Consider the following 17,471-nt stretch of genomic DNA (forward strand, 5'->3'; position numbering starts at 1 on the left):
GATGAAACATATTTACTCTTTCTTGTTGGCGGTGACCCTGTTTTGTATAGGTCATTATGCACAGGCCCAGTATCCGGAAATCAGCACTAAGTACGTAAACGAAAACGGAAAAGAAGTGAGCCCGGACCAAGCGGCGTACTTCATTGTATCTAAAAAAGACTCGCTCGGGCGAGGTACCCGCACTAAGTTCCAGTCAGGAACCAACAAAAAGTTAAGTCTGACTATCTATAGCAATATTGATGGGGGCAAGTATGGCTATGGCACACAGCACGGCCCGAGTATGGAATGGTATGAAAACGGACAGCTAAAGACAGAAGCCTATTACCTGAACAATGAATTGACAGGCAATTTCAACACATGGTACGAAAGCGGGCAAAAGGAGCTAAGTCGGAAATTCCATAACGGTACGCCTACTGATACACTCACGTCTTATTACGAAACAGGAGTTATACGCCGACAAGAGGTATATGCCGATGGCAACATGCAAACGGGCAAGGTATACGATGAAACCGGAAAAGAGCAGGCCTATTTCCCGATGCAGGTAATGCCTGAGTTTCCGGGCGGAGAGAAGCGGATGCTGCAATGGCTGGGGAGCTACATCCGCTACCCCAAAACCACCCGCAAAGCAAAAGCGGAGGGCATAGTATTCGTCGTTTTTGTGATAGACAAGGAGGGCAACATCAACAATCCGGAAGTGATCAAAGGATTTCACGTGGATGCGGATGCCGAGGCGCTGCGTGTCGTGAGAGGAATGCCCACCTGGAAACCAGGCCTGCTGGAGGGAAAGCCCACGCCGGTGCGCTATACCTTACCCGTGCGCTTTGCGCTGCATTAGCAAGCCAAGCAAAGCTCTATTCTTAATAGGCGTTTTTTTAAAGCTTAACCAATCTCAGTTAATGAAACAACTTTACACATTCCTGGCAATGGCCCTTCTGCTTCTTTGTGGGCACGTAGCCGTTTCCCAATCACTTCACACAGAATACTTCAATGAAGAGGGGCGGGAGGTTGAGCCCGGAAAGGCCTTGTACAAAGTTGTGACAGAGGAAGATTCGGCGGGAAGCATTGTTAGCACACGCTATCTGCTGAAAGACAACAGTAAACTGCGGCAGCATAGGTATAAACATTGGGCTCAGGGCAAAAAACTAAAGTACGGTACGCACTACGAATGGTTTGCGGGAGGCCAGGTTAAGCTGGAGACGAATTTCCGCAACGACAGCCTGACTGGTCCGCACACGCGCTGGTACGAAAATGGCCAGGTGCACATTAGCCGCCAGTACCACCGCTACCAACTCGTCGACACACTCAAATCATACTTCCCGTCGGGAGCCTTGCGCAGGGTAGAGGTATACGATAATGGCAAAATGCTGATTGGCAGGGTATACAATGAGGCTGGGGAGGAAGTGAAGCACACCCCGATGGAAGTGATGCCGGAGTTTCCGGGTGGTGAAATGCAAATGTTCAGATGGGTAGGCAAGAATGTACGCTATCCTGGTAATGCTCTGAAAGCAGGGATACAGGGTATAGTAGTGGTGTCGTTTATGGTTGATACCACAGGCCAAATCAGTAAGATAGAAATGTTGCAGGGTTTGCATCCAGACTGCGAAGCCGAAGCTATTCGGGTAGTAAAGCAATTTCCAAAATTCAAACCCGGAACAATAGAAGGCGTGCCTACAGAGATGACGTATATATTTCCGCTGCGGTTCGCCACACGCTAGCAGCCTGAACAGTCTTTGCTTATATAGTATTTGGCTATATTTTTTTAAGTACAGGCCAATGCTTTGCAAATACAGCATGATGTTTGAGCAATATTGGGTCAGAACAATACGTAAAGACCTATGAAAAAATCTGTACTGCTCTTGCTGCTGGCGGGGACTATTACGCTAACCGCCTGCTCCCCGTCGCTATACCCTGAAGTGGACGAACGACTGACCAAAATTCCTGCACAACCTCATGCTTATGAAATAGAAGTGTTCTTTCGCGGCGAGTGGCCACAGGAGGAGTACATTAAACTGGCAGCGCTTGAAACAAGGAGTGAGGAGAATGTGCCTCATGCCTACATGATCAAAAACCTGCAGGACAAAGCCAGGGAGTACGGCGCCGATGCAGTGGTCATCCAGGAAAAGAACTTTATATCCGATGTGTATACCACCAACTGGAGTGCGCTGACGGGGATCGCCATTAAGTATAAGAAAAACCTGGATACGAACCTGATGCCCAAAAGCCAGCAGGTTGAAATGTACGACCCCACGACGGGCGCTTTCCAGCCGTTGATCAACGTGGCCTACTGGCCGGATGGAAATCTTAAAGCAAAGGAGGAATTGCATAAGAACGCGGCGCTCATTTACAGCAACTACATTGGCAGCTATACCATGCGCCACTTGCAGGAGCGTGGGCCGGGCTGGTCGCACCGCACACAGGAGGGCTTTGTAGTAGAACGTGAACTACACAAAGATGGCATGCTGCAAAAGCGCATGGAGTTCGACTACAATATAGCCGGGCGGCTAAAGCAGATCCGGATCAGAAATGTGAAGGGTGCCTCTGAAGAGATAAACTTTGTGTATGACGAAACAGGCATGCTAAGCCAGCGCACCATTTTACGAAGCGGTAAGCCTTACATGGAGGAGGTATACAGTTACAACGAAGCGGGGGAGGCATATGAGGTGCAGGTATACAACACAAACCTTCCCGAAAAACTGCCACTCTTGCGGAGCACCTATACCTATTACACCCTGGAAGAAATCTGAAAACCTGCTTCTGCAGTATAGTAGCTTATGACGCGCTACCTGCTGCTTTTCCTGACGGGCTTTGCCCACGCACTCCTGATCCTGCTCTACACTGATCTGACAGGAGATGAAGCCCTCTTTTACCGGAGAATGGGCTTGATGGCAGCGATTCCGCTTTTTGCCTTTGCTTCGTGGCTCACTTTGTTCAGCATGCGGTTGGGGGCGCTGGTATCCTTGCCCAGTCTGCTGGTGCTCGTCTACTGGAACCTGCGCACTGCCGAGCATAGTATGGGGCAGGCTGCTGCCTTCGATACAGCCATTGCCATTACACACTTAGTGGCGGGCCTGCTGGCGATGGTAGCTTTGGTAACCAGTCTTCGCTACGTATTTAAAACGAAACTGCCATGGGGAGCAGGCACACCCTCACCTGGGCTGATTTTGAAACTATTATTAGCCGCTATACCTGTTACACTGGGTACTGCCTATTTGCTGTATACTTAATTTACAGTTAACAAAGAGGATGATAAATCTGCTAGATTACTAGCATTATAAAGTCAAAAAGCTCTGAAATGAGAAAAGCCCCGTCAAAATGACCGGGGCCTTCTCTCACCTTAAAACAAACTAATCTAAACTTTAACTAACCTTATCTTTATACCTGCCGAGGCAGATCGTATATCACTTTTCTAAAACTGTGCTGTACACAGCTAATAAAATTCAAGAAAATTAGACTGAGATTTGCGTATTTGGGAATTGCTTTTCATATTAGCTTTCCGGTTATGTATCTCTCTCAAATCGGGTGCAAAATTATAGTTTTGTTTTTATAAACAAAAGCAAAGCATGTAATTTTTTTTGCGCTTTTTATATGTTCTTGATTGTCAGGGCAATAATTTTTATCTCACTCCTCCTATTTGATTTCCTAACGGCTTCTCTAGCTTATCTCAAGGGCTAAGATCTTCGGAAGAATAATGAGTTTTCCACGCATCGGAATATCTAGATTCACTATACCTAATGCATAAAAAAGGGACAGTCGGAAACGCGTTACTCAAAACGCGTTTCCGACTGTCCCTTTTCGGGGCTTGAGGCCAGGCTTAAATCATAGCCACTGTTTTATTGTCGATCTGAACGCCGTAGGTTTTTTTGTAGTGAACCTTCCGCTCGAGCGACTCTATGATAGGCACAGAAAAATCAACCCCTTCCATTTCGCTGACACCGTTAAGCCCTCCGGGACTGAACACGTTTATCTCCATGAGTTTGTTTCCCACTATATCCAGCCCGACCATAAACATGCCGTCCTGTATCAGCTTTGGGCGCACCAGTTCTACCAGGTCCAACATGGTTTGGTCTACTTTCACGGGCTGTGCAGAACCCCCTGCATGCAGGTTGCTCCGGATGTCGTCTTTGGCGCCAACCCTGCGCAGGGCGCAGTATTTCCCCTTGTATTGCAATGCCTCGCCGTTTACCACAAACAGGCGCACGTCGCCTTCAGTGGCCTGCGGCAGGTATTCCTGCGCAATCACATAACCGTCGCGGCTGATGGCCTCCACAATCTGGTTGAGGTTGGTGGCGTCGTTCTTCTTCACCATAAACACACCCGAACCGCCAGAGCCTTGTAGCGGCTTCAGGATAATGTTGTTTTTCTGCTCCTGAAAAAACTGCTTTATCTCTTCTTTGTCGCGGGTGATGAGCGTGCGGGGGCGCACCGCCTCCGGAAAGTGCTGAAAGTACATCTTGTTGACGGCATCGGAGAGCGAAGTCGGGTCGTTGAGCACAATCACGCCGTGGCGCAGGGCCAGCTGCCCGAAAATGATGCCTGCATTCTGGGCCCAAGCTCTGCCTTCTCCTTCGGCAGAAGGATCGTTGCGAAGCATAAGCACGTCCAGATCTGGTGCTGTAATACGTATTTTATTGGCTTTTTCGCTTTGTAAGGCCTCCAGGTAGGTGGCAGGCGATTTATACTTATGGTTGGGATCGGCCTGCACGGCCGTGGCGCCCATGTAGCCATCTGGGTAGTAGGCAAGGTCGCCCACGCCCGTTAAGAACACGGTGTGTCCGAAGTTGTGCATGCGTTGCGCCATAAAAACGGTGGCATAGCCTGGCCGCTCTGTACTTATATCGTTTACTACAAATGCTATAGTCATGGATGCTGAGTTGGTATGTTAGTAGAGTTTCGGTTTAGGTATTTATACTGGCTTATTCTTTATGATTGCAGTAGGTTAAATACTGATATCCCGGTTTTAAGTTTTTCAAGCTTAGGTTTTACAGCCGGGTCGGTGAGGTAGCGCGGCCGGATGGGCACGGGCCGCAGTACCTGCCGGTAGATAAGTTCCTGTACAATGGGAATGTACTCCTGCCGTATTTTGCCGATCAGTAGTGGCTCCAGTTCATGTCCCTCTTTGAGGTAGTTCAACAGGTGCACGAGTCCGCGCAGATATACAGCGTCTTTGGTGAGCCCGCCACCCCGATGCACGCGCATGGTCACGTTAAAGGCCGTTTCATCGCTGAACCTGTACTCTTCCTTGAGGCGCAGGAAGTTCTCGGTAAAGCTGCAGCCTTTGGTCAGGTGGTGCACTGCCACTACACGGGCAGCCAGTATGCGCAAGCGGTCCTGATCAAGTCCTCCCACCAGGTACTCGCTCAGCACGGCCAGTCCTTCCTGCAGCTCTTCGTAGCCAGGTGCCCCTACATAGAGCTGCTGCAGCGGCTGCGCCTTGCCATTGAAATAGGTGAGGATGTGCGTGCCGACTTCGTGCTGGATCAGTGCTTCGGCACGATGCCGTGGTATTTTAGCGTCGGTTCCGATGTTAAGCCTGCCCTTGGAAACAATCAGCCCGACAATGTCCTTGCGTATGTCCACACCCGATTCGAGCGCCGGGTACTGACTTTTGAGGTAAGCGATTTCGCGCTCAGCCAGTGCGGCAAATTCGTCTACTGGTATAAGCGGCACATTTTCGGCACGTACTGGCTCAGGTATGGCGGCCAGTATGCCTTCGGCTACTTTCAGCAGCTGCTCGTCCACACCACCAAACAACTGCAGGCTGCTGTATAGAAAATGCGGCGTGTTGCGGTTGGCCAGCATGCTCAGCGTCTTGTCGAGCTCGTGGCGCTTGTCGCGGAACAGGAAAGCCAGGGTTGGATCTTCTACCTTCTCAATGGGAATGTTGTAGAGCTTGCGTTTGAGCATGTCTGCGTCCACGGGCATGAGGCGATAGTGAAAGTTGGGCACCTGTTTGAACTTCTTTCTGCGAAACTCCTCCCAGGCCTCTTCGGCGTTGATGGGCGTGACGAGCAACAGAAACCGGAACTGGTCGCTAATGGAGGTCAGCTGCTTGTCGATGCGCCACACGGCGGGCACGACGGCCTGCCGGCCCAAGGCCTGGAAGTGTTGGGGCTTATGGGTGGTTTGCACACGCACGAAGTCGAAAACCGCCTTTTTGATGGCGCTCGATACATGGCTGCGCAGGGTGCGCTGCAGCAAGGGGTATACCTGTCCGGTGCCGGCTTGACGGTAAATGGGTTTTAGTTCGAGCCCGAGCATGAGCGTACTGTGCTGTTTTAGCTCTTCTTCGCTCATCAGGCTGTTAGGTCCTTCCAGCAAGGCTTGGTTCGGGGCCGTGTCCACCGTAACAGGCAGGTTGCTGATTTTGATGCTGGCCAGTTCGGTCTTAAGCGTCCGAATGGTGGCGGGCAGCGCCTCCTCAGGGCCAAGCACCCGAAAGGTCGGACTGTCGGACGGGCGGGTGTCCGGGGCAGCAAAGAGTTCGAGCACCATGAAAGCACCAAACTCGTCGGCCATGGCTTTGGCTATCTCACCTATCAGCTGCCGCAGTTCGGGCGTCTGCTCTTCGCGGGCGATGATGTAGGCGGCTTCAGCTTTCACAAAGTCGGCAGTGGCATGGTCGGGCTGGCCTGCCGGGTGGCGGTAAAGCACCAGAAAGGGCAGCGGCCTGTCGATGTGCAGCAAACCGCCATCAGGCAATCTGCGGCGCACCTGCCGGCCACGTTTCAAACTCCTGACGATGCCTTTTATGAAGATGTCAGAAATGGTATCGGTCATGGCAAAAGGGTTTTGCATACCTGTTCACGCGCCTTTAGCACCGGCTCTGTCGTTCGCTGCAGCGCTTTCCTGATTTCCTGCAGCTGCGCCTCGTCCGGTTTGCCGGTCCACTCGTCCATGAAGAACTTTTTGAACTCGATGGAGATAACACAGGCGCGGTCGGGGAAGGTATCGTGGATCCAGCGCATAAAATGGCCGCCTTCAAACTTTACGTTTTCGCGCACATCGAGGTGGCGACCCTGGTAATCGTACGCCTGCAGGCTTTGGGTAAAGGCATCGACTACGGGCGCCCAGAGTTGGCGGTTCATGTTGCCGGTGCCAAGGTTCACCTCGGGGTTTTCCTGCGGGTCGGCTTCCGGTCCATCTGCGCCATCGCGGCGGTGGTTGTAGGTATGCAGGTCGTACACCACAAAGCAACCATGACGGTCGGCTATACCTTGCAGCATCTTTTTCACATCGGTATAAAACTGGTCGTAGCGGGCCAGCGACTCCTGCGCCAGTTCTTCTGGTAATTTGTCTTTCCAGACGGTGAGGCCCCAGGCGTCTTCGGGTTTGCGGTAAATTGCTTTTTCACGCGGACGGTTCAGGTCCATTTCGAAGCGGGAGTTTAAACCTATTATCTGGTTGTCGGTTATACTTACCCAGCCCGCTGTAAAGGGGTCTTCCTCGCGCAGCCGCTCATCCGAAGAGAGCGAAAAAAGAGAGCTGATGTTGTCGCGCAAGCGGTGGCCGTCGTGTATGGCAGTGGCTACGAGTGGACTTTGTCCGGTAGTAAGGGTATAAAAGGATTGTGATTGTTTAGAACCAGGCATAAAATCTTTTTGGAAACATTTACCCGATATTTATACCTAAGGTTATTTAACAGGCATATTTGTTTAAACCTTGATATTCAGTCACAAACAATTTATAATAATAGAGCGAAAGCTTAACCCGAGATAGTTTGTAGATTGATCAGAAATAAATAGATTTAGAAGTCTATAACAAAATATGGTACTATAAAGTATAGCTATATACCAATTGTTTTACCATAAACCATAGGTGCCTATGCGTCAGTTTTACAAAAATGCGCTATTAGCTATTGCAATCTTTTCGGTGGTGCTGCTGATGCAGAGCCTGAGAAACGGAGGACTCTTTCTATCAGAATCCTTTGTACTCGGTTTGTGGTATGCCATCGGGTTAAGCGGAGCTCTGCTGGTAGGAAAGGTGATGGTCGCCTCTACCCGTTAATATCCCCTGTGTTTGCATAATGAGTCCGCGGCCTTATCTTTACAGAAAGAGAATAAGGTTTGTAGATGGAAAATGGTTATGCAGCAGTGGCCTCTGAAAAAGAGGACGAGCAACTGCTGAAAATTTTAGGAGAACATGCAGCATACGAGCCGGAAGCTATACTGGCCGTGATCGCTGAGATTGAAAGAAGAAACATTCAGGCTCCAAATCTGGAGCAAATAAAGCAGGATACCCTGCAAGCCCTTCAACAACGTGAGCAACAGCTGAATCCTGAACCCACGGGGCCGACCTCACTCACAGACAAATTCAAGGATTTCTGGACGTTCTTTGTGCCGCAGCGGCACTACTTTGTCACGCCTATCCTGGTCAATATCAACATTGTCATTTTCGTGCTGCTGCTACTGGCAGGTGTGCACGTGCTTTCTCCTGAAGGAGAGGACCTGGTGAACGCAGGCGCCAACTTCGGTCCCTATACCCTGACCGGAGAACCATGGCGCCTTTTCACGTCCATGTTTCTGCACATCGGCATCATTCACCTGCTGGTGAACATGTATGCACTGGCCAGCATAGGCGGTGCGCTGGAGCCGCTGGTGGGTCGCAAGCAGTTTGTCACGGCCTATGTGCTCTGCGGACTGGCGGGCAGTCTGGCGAGCCTGTGGTGGGACCAGCAGCGCATCAGCGCGGGTGCCTCCGGGGCTATTTTTGGCATGTTCGGCATGTTCATGACCATGGTGCTGCTGGAGCGGCGGATGACCTGGGCCGAGAAAAAAGGCATGGTATACAACATGCTCGGCGTTATTGCGCTGAACCTGGTCTTTGGTCTCAAAGGAGGTATAGACAACGCCGCCCACACAGGTGGTTTGGTGCTGGGTATAGCCTACGGCGCCGTGCTGATGCTGCGCTCGGGCAGATACTTCACGCAAGACTATAATCTGCGCGGAAGCATTGTGACAGCGGCACTGTTGCTAGGTGCTTTTGTAGGCCTATACCTGCAGATACCGACCGAGAATGCCAAATACCTGACTATGCTGGACCGCTTTGGCGAGCGGGAAACAAAAGCAATGGATGTGATGAAGGAAATGGAGTTGGATGCCACTCTGATCAATGGGGGAAAGTACCTGCCAGGACTGGAGCAGGGTATAGCTTTGTGGGACGAGAGCATCCAAGAACTGACGGCGCTGCAGGAACTGCCCGGCCTGGGCGAGCAGCAGGCAAAAGAGGTAGAGATCTTGCTGAACTACACGCAACTGCGCAAGACATCTTATACCATGATGCGCGACGATATCCAAAAGAACCAGCCCTGGATGCACAAGCAGCAGCAACGGGTGTTGTTGGCCATCGGCACCTTTGTGAAGGATCTAAACGATCTGAGAGAAGGCAAGCCCACTACGGCACACGAAAACCTGAACGAGATGCCACTGCCAGAAGCGCTGGAGGAAGCGACAGGCCTTAAACTGGAGACAAAACCACTTATCGTGCTCGACGGAGAGGCACTGGAAGGTATAGCACCTGATGAAATAGAGGATTATGTAGCCTCAGAAGAAATAGAAGAGGTTTCTGTGCTGAAGGGCGAGGAAGCCATAGCCAAATATGGCGAAAAGGCCCAGAACGGGGTGATTGAAATAATTTCAAAACAGAAATAAACTGCTATAATAGCGCGACTTTCGATTCAGCTTGATGTGCTAACCAATTATCGGTAGCGACCTATAACTTAGGTATGCTACCGATGCCGTTAGTTTAAGCAAATGCTCTTCGGGATATCCATGTCCCGAAGTATACTGCTGGGGATGTCCACATCCCCGTGCGCCAGCACATGCGGCTCTCCAGACCCGCAATAGTTGGAATTCGGATTGATAAATCCGAATCAGCTCTGCAATTCATCCTTTTCTAAATTCTTGAGTCAGCGATAAGGGGCATAATGCTTCCTGTTTATCATTGCTGCACCTTCACGGCAAACATCTCTCGGGCAACAGCCTATACCTTGCAATTCCTTTTGCAGAGGAGTATCAAATAGTATCATTTTTTTCTGAGCTCCAAGCAACCTTTGAGGAATCATTGCATCTATTAGGTAGTGAAAAGCTTCAGAAAAAGGTATAGCCTGCTGCTAAGCGACGCACGCTTAACCAGAAACCATCAAACAAAATAAACCTATGAGCACCATCAACATTTACAAAGCATTTGCCCAATAGCCTTTCTGCTGACAAACCTGACAGCCACGGCGCAAGAACGCCGCAACCTGAAAGGCGAGGGGGAGCCTGTGTCACAAAACAGAACAGTATCCGGCTTTAAAGGAGTCGATGTAAGCGGCGGCTTTTCAGTGGAAGTAACGCAGAGCGGCAAAGAGGGCGTAAGGATTGAAGCGCAGGAGAACCTGCTCAACAGCATCCAAACAGAAGTTAAAAATGGGGTGCTCCACATTTATACCTCTGACAATATCAGCACCAACAAAGGCCTTAAGGCTTATATATCAGTTAAGGAACTGAATATGATTGATATAAGCGGCGGCGTGAAAGTGACAGGCAACTCTACTTTTAAGGCCGATGCTTTTAAAATGGATCTGAGCGGTGGCTCCAAAGTAACGCTGGCTCTAAACACCAAAAAGCTGACAGCCAACATGAGCGGCGCCAGTAAGGTAATGCTGAGCGGCCGTGCCGACGAAATGCGCATGGATATGTCAGGGGCCTCCAAAGTAGAAGCGCTAGAGCTAGAGGCAAAGAAGGTGCACGTAGAAGCAAGCGGTGCCAGCAATGTGAAAGTATTTGCCAAAAACGAGTTGAACGTGAATGCTTCGGGTGCTACTAAAGTCACTTACAAAGGCGACCCAAGCGTATCGTCTAACGTATCGGCCGCAGCCAAAATTTCTAAAATGTAAGAGAATACATCGCATATAAAACGGAAAAGGGCAGCCCGCTGGGTTGCCCTTTTCTTATGCCATCAATGTTTAAAATCTATTGGCGCACCGGCACCGGCAGTACCGGCAGACTGGTATGGCCAAGTTCGTCAGCGGACTGCACGGCAAAGAAGTAATTGTCTTTGGAGTAAGGCAGCGTCACCTTCGTGTCTTTCACAAAGAACTTCTTGTCCCAGGTCTGGCTGCTGGTTTCGCGCATCAGGATATAATAGCCGGCTGGTTTTTTGCCTTTTGTGGGGGCGTCCCATTTCAAGTCCGTTTTGTTGGTGAGGTTGGCGGTGAGCACACCCACTTTTTCGGGCGTTTGCGGTGCCCGGCCCAGGTTTGCCATGGTGGCCAGGTTCACAGCTGTATTTTTGCGCAGGTACTCGAAGTCCATAAACTCTGTCAGGTCGCCGTACTGCTTGCCGTTCTCTTTGCGCACGTCCTGGTGCTGGTGATCGAAGTCCTCGTTCATCTCGCTCATGCGCACAGCGGCATAGCCCTGCTGGTTAAATGGCGTATGGTCGCCGCCACGCAGAAAGCGATCCGGGCGGTAGCCGAGCACTACCTCGATCTGGTCTACGTACGCCTCACCGGTCATTTTCATGTAGCGGGCCAGGTTGCGGCTTGGGCCGTCGTTCTCTGAGCCCAGCGTGCGGCGCAGGCGGGCCTGCTCTTCCGTTTCGTTGGAAGGAGTGGCCTCACTGAACACACGCACGCGGGTGTTGTCGTGAATGCCCATTTCAGCGGAGTAGGAGTTGCCCACGATGTCGTTGTTGAGCACGGCCACCAGGTTCCAGCCCTCTTTCTTAACACGTTCCGCCATGTGGCGGGAACCGTACAAGCCCTGCTCTTCGCCCTGAAAAGCAACAAACACGAGTGTTGCCGGAAACTGGCGCGAAGCCATCACGCGGGCCATTTCCATCACTATAGCCACTCCGGAGGCATCGTCGTTGGCACCGGGGGCTTTGCTTTTGGCGTCCATCACGTCGGTGGCGCGGGAGTCGAGGTGACCGGCTACAATGATCACGCGGTCATCGTTCGGGTCAGCGCCTTTGAGGGTAGCGACCACGTTGGCCATCTCCACGTCCTGTGGTATACGGCGGCCATCGCCCTTCACAATATAGCGGTCCATGTCCACCGTCATACGACCGTTGGAGGCTTTGGCGTATTTCTCAAACTCCGATTTTACCCACTCGCGGGCGGCGCCTATACCTCTTTTCTTGTCAGTGGTGGAGCTCAGGGAGTGGCGGGTTTCAAAGGAAACCATTTTCTCAACAAGCGTCCGCAGGTTGTCTGCTGACACTTCGCCTACCATTTTCTGAATCTCTTCGTCTTGTGCGGCTTGGGCCTGTACGGCCACGGTTTGGCTCAGGTATAGCCCTGCCAGCATGCAAAGCGCCAGCAGTCGGGTGAACTTCGTTTTGTGGGTCATTGGTGTTAGGTGAGGTCAGTTAAGTGCTTAATTGTTTAGAGTTAATGCTAAACTGGTTCGATTAGATTTAGTTTTTAAATATAAGCAGCTTCGGGGAAGAACGAAAAGAAAGGCTGTGCCAAAGCGCAAGCAATAGCAGGTATAGCAGAAGAATCCAATCGGAGATATAAATCACCCAAGCTGGCCTACTGTTTGAAAGCAAGCTGGCAGCGCTCGCCCGCAAGTTTATAGAGTTCAGCTTCGACGGCAATACCATGCTTGGCCTCAGCAAACTCTGACTGGTAGCGCTGGGCCAGCTCACGCCGCTTAATCGCCTCCAAAAACCGCCGCGCATCATCCTGGTTCTCCAGTATCAGGCCCGGCACCTGCGTGGGCTTGTCGTCGTCGCCTTTGGCCACCATGGTAAAGTATGAAGTGTTTGTGTGCTTAACCATGCCTGTTTTTACGTTTTCGGCAATCACCTTTATACCTACCATCAGCGACGTATTGCCCACATAGTTCACCGAAGCCAGCAGCGAAACCAGTTCGCCCACTTCCACGGGCTGCAGGAAGTGCACGCCATCCACTGTTACGGTCACGCAGTAGTTACCGGCATGTTTGGCAGAGCAGGCATAAGCCACTTTGTCCATGAGCGAGAGCAGAATGCCACCATGTATCTTGCCACCGAAGTTGGCATAGCTCGGAATCATAAGCTCGGTAAGAGTGGTGCGTGAATACGAAACAGGTCGGAATGCAGGTATAGCCATGCGTGTACAGAAAATGTTTTGGCAAGGTATACGGGGCAAGTAGAGGAGGGGTATGCTACTCCTGCAAATAAGGAGCTACTTCGGAAAGTTTAAAAGAAACAGAAGCACCGTCTATCGAAAGACAAGCCTCAGGCAAGCCAAGTGAGGCATGAAAAATGAGCTGATCATCCTCAAAGCCTATATTCAGATCCTCATACCCGAATTCAGGTATAGACTCAGCCATCGTAAAACAGTCACTGAAGTCAGGGTCGCTTAGGAAGAGGTGGTACTCTGCCAGTATCCGTTGGTTGACCTGCCGGAGCAAGTCATTTCGTTTTTCGTTGAACAAGGAGGCGTTGCTTATCGGCACATACGCATCGTTTTCCAACTTATATAGGGTGTGTTCCCAGCTGTAGCGGCCTTTATAGTCGGGCATGCCCGTGGCCACCGATTTATAGCTGTTATAAGTGCAAGTTCTGACAATGATCGGATCTTCAGAGCCAGGATTGTCCTCGTCTTTTTCCTCGCACACAATGGCTGTGCGCTCAGTTGCTGTTTGTTGCTCGTATTGGATTTCAGCTTCAGAGGCAGCTATAGCAGAGGATGTGTCCTTGATCGTTTCTTCTGCTGACTCGATCGTAATGCCGTTGGCTTCTGTCAGGCCCCGTTTACTTTGCTCACAGCCCAAACTCATGCTCAAGAATAGCACCGACGGGATTAAAAACGCAAGATTTCTCATAAAAGGGAAGCAGCCAATCAGGTATAGGGCCTACAAAAATACTACTTCTTTCACCACTTCGTCACCCATGGCGCGGTTGAGAAGCTCTACCACTTTGCTTTTCGACATGTTGAGCTCGTGCTTGAGTGGTGCGGAGGTGAGGCGCACAAACAGTTTCTGATCCCGGAAGTATAGCTCCTTCGTTTTCATGGCGATGGGCTTGCCCATGATTTCCTCCCAACGCTGCACCAGGTCCACCTCATTGAGCTTGCCCTGCAGCCGGTAGGCTTTCAGCAACCCTTTGATGCTGTCGCCGATGGTCTGCACGTCAGCCTTTCGCTTCGCAATCTCCTCTTTCTTCTTGTAGTAGCGCACAGGGTGGTTAGTTTTTGAATGAGTGGTTGAGTGGAACTTGAAGGTGCAAATTAAGCAATTACTTTCACCGCTCCCTCTTTCACCTCAAATCTACGGATCTGCTCGGATAGTCCAGAGAGTATTTTATCCGTTCTCTCCAGGTGGGTGTCAGTCAAAAAAATCTGGCCGAAGGTATGGGCGGCGACCATTTGCATGAGCTTGGTGATGCGCTTCTCGTCGAGACGGTCGAATATGTCGTCGAGGAGGAGGAGGGGCTTGTGGCGCTGGCGCTCGTCCATGACCTCGAAGTGCGCCAGCTTCAGGGCAATCACATAACTCTTCTGCTGTCCCTGTGAGCCGAAGTTCTTCACGGGATTGCCGTCCATCAGGAACACGAAATCGTCTTTATGCGTGCCCACTGTGGTACGCTGCAGGGCGCGGTCCTTCTGCTCAGCCAGTTCCAATAGTTGGGCAAAGTTAGCGCCGGGCAGTTGGCTTTTGTAGGTGAGCGTTACAGTCTCGTGGCTGTCGGAGATGTGGCGGTAGTGCTTTTGGAATACCGGCTCAAAGCTCTCCAGAAAGGCCAGACGCTCCTGCGCTAATTGCTCGCCTAGCGGCACCAACTGCTCGTTGAGGATATGCAGGTAGTCGCGGTCGTAGTAGCGGCGCTCGGCAAACTGCTTGAGCAAAGAGTTGCGCTGCTTGAGGATGTAGTTGTACTGGATCAGCTGCTCCAGGTAGGTATGGTTGAGCTGCGAGATCAGGCTGTCGAAGTACTTGCGGCGCTCCTCGCTGCCCTCCCGGATCAAATCGGTATCGTAAGGCGAGATCAGCACCACCGGGAAACGGCCGATGTGGTCGCTCATCTTCTCATAAGCCACTTTGTTGTGCACCACCGACTTCTTCTGGCCCTGCTTCAGACTGCAGGTCACAGTGTGTTTCTCTTCCTCTATTTTAAAGCGCCCTTTCACCATAAAATACTCTTCGCCTTGCTTGATGTTGAGGGCATCGGAGCTGTTGAAGGCGCTGCGCGTCATGGAGAGGTAATGGATGGCATCGAGCAGGTTGGTCTTGCCGCTGCCGTTGTCGCCGATAAAGCAATTGATGTGCGGCGAGAAACTAATGTTAGCGTCGTCGTAGTTCTTGAAAAACAGCAGACTTAGATTTTCGAGGAGCATTAGTTTCTTCTTTGATTTCTTTTTCCTTAATTTCGCATGCTAAAACCCGACAGTAAGCTGATTTGCCGCTAATTGAGGTCGAATCTCGCTAAAAAAGCTGTACGGACAACAATAACGATACACAAATACCCATGGCTGATACGAAAGAAAAGGCAAAAGCGAAGTCGCAGAAAGCAAAGGTACAGGCTGAACCAACATTTTCAAAAGAGACTTACATGTGGTGGTACGAGTCGATGAAACTCATCCGCCGCTTCGAAGAAAAAACAGGCCAGCTGTATGGCCAGCAGAAAATCAAAGGCTTTTGCCACCTTTACATCGGCCAGGAGGCTTGTGTGGCTGGTGCCGTAACAGCCCTTGAGAAAGGCGACAAGTGGATTACAGCCTACCGTGACCACGCACACCCACTGGCCCTTGGCACATCGCCGGGTGCCGTAATGGCCGAAATGTTTGCCAAGGTTACTGGTTGCTCTAAAGGCAAAGGTGGCTCGATGCACATGTTCGACAAAGAAGTAAACTTCGTAGGCGGTCACGGTATCGTAGGCGGTCAGGTGCCACTTGGCGCAGGTCTGGCTTTCGCTGAGAAGTATAACAAGACAGGCAAGCTGTGCATTTGCTACATGGGTGACGGTGCGGTGCGCCAAGGTGCGTTCCACGAGGCCCTGAACATGGCCATGACCTGGAAACTGCCCGTGATCTTCGTGATCGAGAACAACGGCTACGCGATGGGTACTTCGGTAACGCGTACGTCTAACGTGAACGACCTGTACAAACTGGGCCATGCCTACGAAATGCCATCTGAGCCGGTAGAGGCCATGAGCGTAGAGAACGTGCACAACGCCGTGGCGAAAGCTGCTGAGCGTGCCCGTGCCGGCGAAGGACCTACTTTGCTCGAGTTCAAGACCTACCGCTACAAAGGTCACTCCATGTCAGACCCTGCCAAGTATAGAACCAAAGAGGAGCTGGAAGACTACAAAGGCCGCGACTCCATCGAATCTGTAAAAGCGACTATCCTGAAAAACGGCTGGGCGACAGAAGAGGAGCTGGACGAGATAGACGAGAAGCAGAAGCAGATCGTAGCCGAGGCTGTTAAATTTGCCGAAGAATCGCCATATCCGGATCCGTCTGAGCTGTACACCGACATTTACGTGGAGCCGGACTATCCATACATAATGGACTAAATTTTAAATAATTAAGGATTAGGAATTAAAAAACATAAATTTGATGTTCTGATCTTATGAGATTTGGAACGAATCGCTTTTAATTTCTATTTTTGAGTTCTTATTTCAATTAAACTAATGGCAAAAGAGACAGTACAGAAGCACAGCGAGTTTGAGGAGCTGGTAGAAAATCCGGATGCGTTGGCAGAGCGCCTGACAACGGGTTCTGAGGATTTCGTGAAGAAAAACAAAACCAAGCTGCTCGGTGTGTTTGCCGCCATTGCCGCTATTATTGTTGCAGGTTTCCTATATTACAATCACCGCACCACCCAAAACCAGGAGGCACACGAGGCCATGTTCCAGGCGGTTTATTACTTTGAAGCCGACTCACTGAACAAAGCCCTGAACGGCGATGGTCAGTACGACGGTTTGCTGAGCGTGGCGGATGAGTATAGCGGAACAGAAGCTGGCAACCTGGCCAGGTTCTATGCTGGTGTTGCTTTACTGAAGCAGGGAAATTTTGCCGAGGCGCAGTCTCATTTAGAAGATTTCAAATCGGATGATTACCTGTTGCAGGCTCGTGCTTACAGCCTGACAGGTGATGCACTTTCAGAGCAGGGCAAGTACAAGGAGGCCGCTGACCTGTACAACAAAGCTGCGAACCACAACAGCAACGCTTACTTCTCTCCACAGTACCTGATGAAGGCTGCAGTAGCTTACGAAGCTGCCAACGACTTCCAGGCCGCTGCCAATACGTACGACAAGATCATCAAGGATTTTGTGACGTCGGCTGAAGTAACAGATGCCAAGAAGTTTAAGGCGCGTGCCGAGGCAATGACCGGCGCAGCTGCTAACTAAGATCCTATAGGCGAATGCCTGAATATAAAAAGCGCTTTTGTCTTACCGGCAAAAGCGCTTCTTTTTTTGTAATAGCGGTCTAGAGTCTAATGGCTATACCTGTACTCTAACTGGTACGTTCCATACCTGCGGGCCCAACCATCAACCAT

General features: G+C 50.9%; 17 protein-coding genes. 9 read left to right on the plus strand and 8 right to left on the minus strand.

Going from position 1 to position 17,471, the window contains the following annotated elements; translation table 11 throughout:
- Position 1 precedes the first annotated feature (1 nt).
- From C8E01_RS12620 to C8E01_RS12635, 4 genes are all read left to right on the plus strand, one after another.
- Positions 2–835 carry an energy transducer TonB gene (locus tag C8E01_RS12620; RefSeq protein WP_116543803.1) on the plus strand — a complete coding sequence of 278 codons (834 nt, stop codon included), beginning with the start codon at positions 2–4 and terminating at the stop codon, positions 833–835.
- 61 nt (positions 836–896) lie between these two features.
- Positions 897–1,715: an energy transducer TonB gene (locus C8E01_RS12625; protein ID WP_116543804.1), complete on the plus strand. Its 819-nt coding sequence runs from the start codon at positions 897–899 to the stop codon at positions 1,713–1,715.
- A 120-nt stretch (positions 1,716–1,835) separates the two neighbouring features.
- The gene (locus C8E01_RS12630; protein WP_116543805.1) at positions 1,836–2,744 is read left to right on the plus strand and encodes a hypothetical protein; all 909 of its coding nucleotides are present in this window, start codon (positions 1,836–1,838) and stop codon (positions 2,742–2,744) included.
- 27 nt (positions 2,745–2,771) lie between these two features.
- Positions 2,772–3,224 carry a hypothetical protein gene (locus C8E01_RS12635; protein ID WP_116543806.1) on the plus strand — a complete coding sequence of 151 codons (453 nt, stop codon included), beginning with the start codon at positions 2,772–2,774 and terminating at the stop codon, positions 3,222–3,224.
- A gap of 587 nt (positions 3,225–3,811) precedes the next feature.
- On the opposite strand, the gene C8E01_RS12640 is transcribed toward C8E01_RS12635, so the two are convergent.
- From C8E01_RS12640 to C8E01_RS12650, 3 genes are read right to left on the minus strand one after another with little or no spacing between them, the layout of a single operon-like run.
- Complete coding sequence (locus C8E01_RS12640; RefSeq protein WP_116543807.1) at positions 3,812–4,861, minus strand: glutathione synthetase; 1,050 nt, start codon at positions 4,859–4,861, stop codon at positions 3,812–3,814.
- Positions 4,862–4,920: 59 nt separating this feature from the next.
- Positions 4,921–6,795 (minus strand): flavohemoglobin expression-modulating QEGLA motif protein, encoded by a 1,875-nt coding sequence (locus C8E01_RS12645; protein ID WP_116543808.1) that lies wholly within the window; start codon positions 6,793–6,795, stop codon positions 4,921–4,923.
- Positions 6,774–7,589 (minus strand): N-formylglutamate amidohydrolase, encoded by an 816-nt coding sequence (locus tag C8E01_RS12650; protein ID WP_116543809.1) that lies wholly within the window; start codon positions 7,587–7,589, stop codon positions 6,774–6,776. The genes C8E01_RS12645 and C8E01_RS12650 overlap by 22 nt, the downstream gene beginning before the upstream one ends.
- A 232-nt stretch (positions 7,590–7,821) precedes the next feature.
- Between C8E01_RS12650 and C8E01_RS12655 the strand changes: the two genes are divergently transcribed.
- The 3 genes from C8E01_RS12655 (at position 7,822) to C8E01_RS12665 (ending at position 10,876) form a co-directional block, all read left to right on the plus strand.
- The gene (locus C8E01_RS12655; RefSeq protein ID WP_116543810.1) at positions 7,822–8,004 is read left to right on the plus strand and encodes a hypothetical protein; all 183 of its coding nucleotides are present in this window, start codon (positions 7,822–7,824) and stop codon (positions 8,002–8,004) included.
- A gap of 65 nt (positions 8,005–8,069) precedes the next feature.
- Complete coding sequence (locus C8E01_RS12660; RefSeq protein ID WP_243409554.1) at positions 8,070–9,647, plus strand: rhomboid family intramembrane serine protease; 1,578 nt, start codon at positions 8,070–8,072, stop codon at positions 9,645–9,647.
- Between the two features lie 614 nt (positions 9,648–10,261).
- Positions 10,262–10,876: a head GIN domain-containing protein gene (locus tag C8E01_RS12665; RefSeq protein ID WP_243409555.1), complete on the plus strand. Its 615-nt coding sequence runs from the start codon at positions 10,262–10,264 to the stop codon at positions 10,874–10,876.
- Positions 10,877–10,952: 76 nt separating this feature from the next.
- Here C8E01_RS12665 and C8E01_RS12670 read toward each other — a convergent pair whose 3' ends face one another.
- The 5 genes from C8E01_RS12670 to recF form a co-directional block, all read right to left on the minus strand.
- Positions 10,953–12,332 carry a M20/M25/M40 family metallo-hydrolase gene (locus C8E01_RS12670; RefSeq protein WP_116543812.1) on the minus strand — a complete coding sequence of 460 codons (1,380 nt, stop codon included), beginning with the start codon at positions 12,330–12,332 and terminating at the stop codon, positions 10,953–10,955.
- Positions 12,333–12,517: 185 nt separating this feature from the next.
- Positions 12,518–13,078 (minus strand): acyl-CoA thioesterase, encoded by a 561-nt coding sequence (locus C8E01_RS12675; protein ID WP_116543813.1) that lies wholly within the window; start codon positions 13,076–13,078, stop codon positions 12,518–12,520.
- Between the two features lie 55 nt (positions 13,079–13,133).
- On the minus strand, positions 13,134–13,796 hold the full coding sequence (locus C8E01_RS12680) for a hypothetical protein (protein WP_116543814.1): 663 nt from the start codon (positions 13,794–13,796) through the stop codon (positions 13,134–13,136).
- Positions 13,797–13,826: 30 nt separating this feature from the next.
- A complete protein-coding gene (locus tag C8E01_RS12685; RefSeq protein ID WP_116543815.1) occupies positions 13,827–14,150 on the minus strand; it encodes a DUF721 domain-containing protein in 324 nt (107 codons plus the stop codon).
- Positions 14,151–14,200: 50 nt separating this feature from the next.
- Positions 14,201–15,307, minus strand: coding sequence for a DNA replication/repair protein RecF (recF, locus tag C8E01_RS12690; protein WP_116543816.1), 1,107 nt, complete (start codon positions 15,305–15,307; stop codon positions 14,201–14,203).
- A 131-nt stretch (positions 15,308–15,438) separates the two neighbouring features.
- Between recF and pdhA the strand changes: the two genes are divergently transcribed.
- Both pdhA and C8E01_RS12700 read left to right on the plus strand, forming a co-directional pair.
- Positions 15,439–16,485 carry a pyruvate dehydrogenase (acetyl-transferring) E1 component subunit alpha gene (pdhA, locus tag C8E01_RS12695; RefSeq protein ID WP_116543817.1) on the plus strand — a complete coding sequence of 349 codons (1,047 nt, stop codon included), beginning with the start codon at positions 15,439–15,441 and terminating at the stop codon, positions 16,483–16,485.
- 117 nt (positions 16,486–16,602) lie between these two features.
- On the plus strand, positions 16,603–17,322 hold the full coding sequence (locus C8E01_RS12700) for a tetratricopeptide repeat protein (protein ID WP_116543818.1): 720 nt from the start codon (positions 16,603–16,605) through the stop codon (positions 17,320–17,322).
- Positions 17,323–17,471 lie beyond the last annotated feature (149 nt).

Origin of the sequence: Pontibacter virosus, assembly GCF_003096355.1 — a bacterium.
Lineage (GTDB): Bacteria > Bacteroidota > Bacteroidia > Cytophagales > Hymenobacteraceae > Pontibacter > Pontibacter virosus.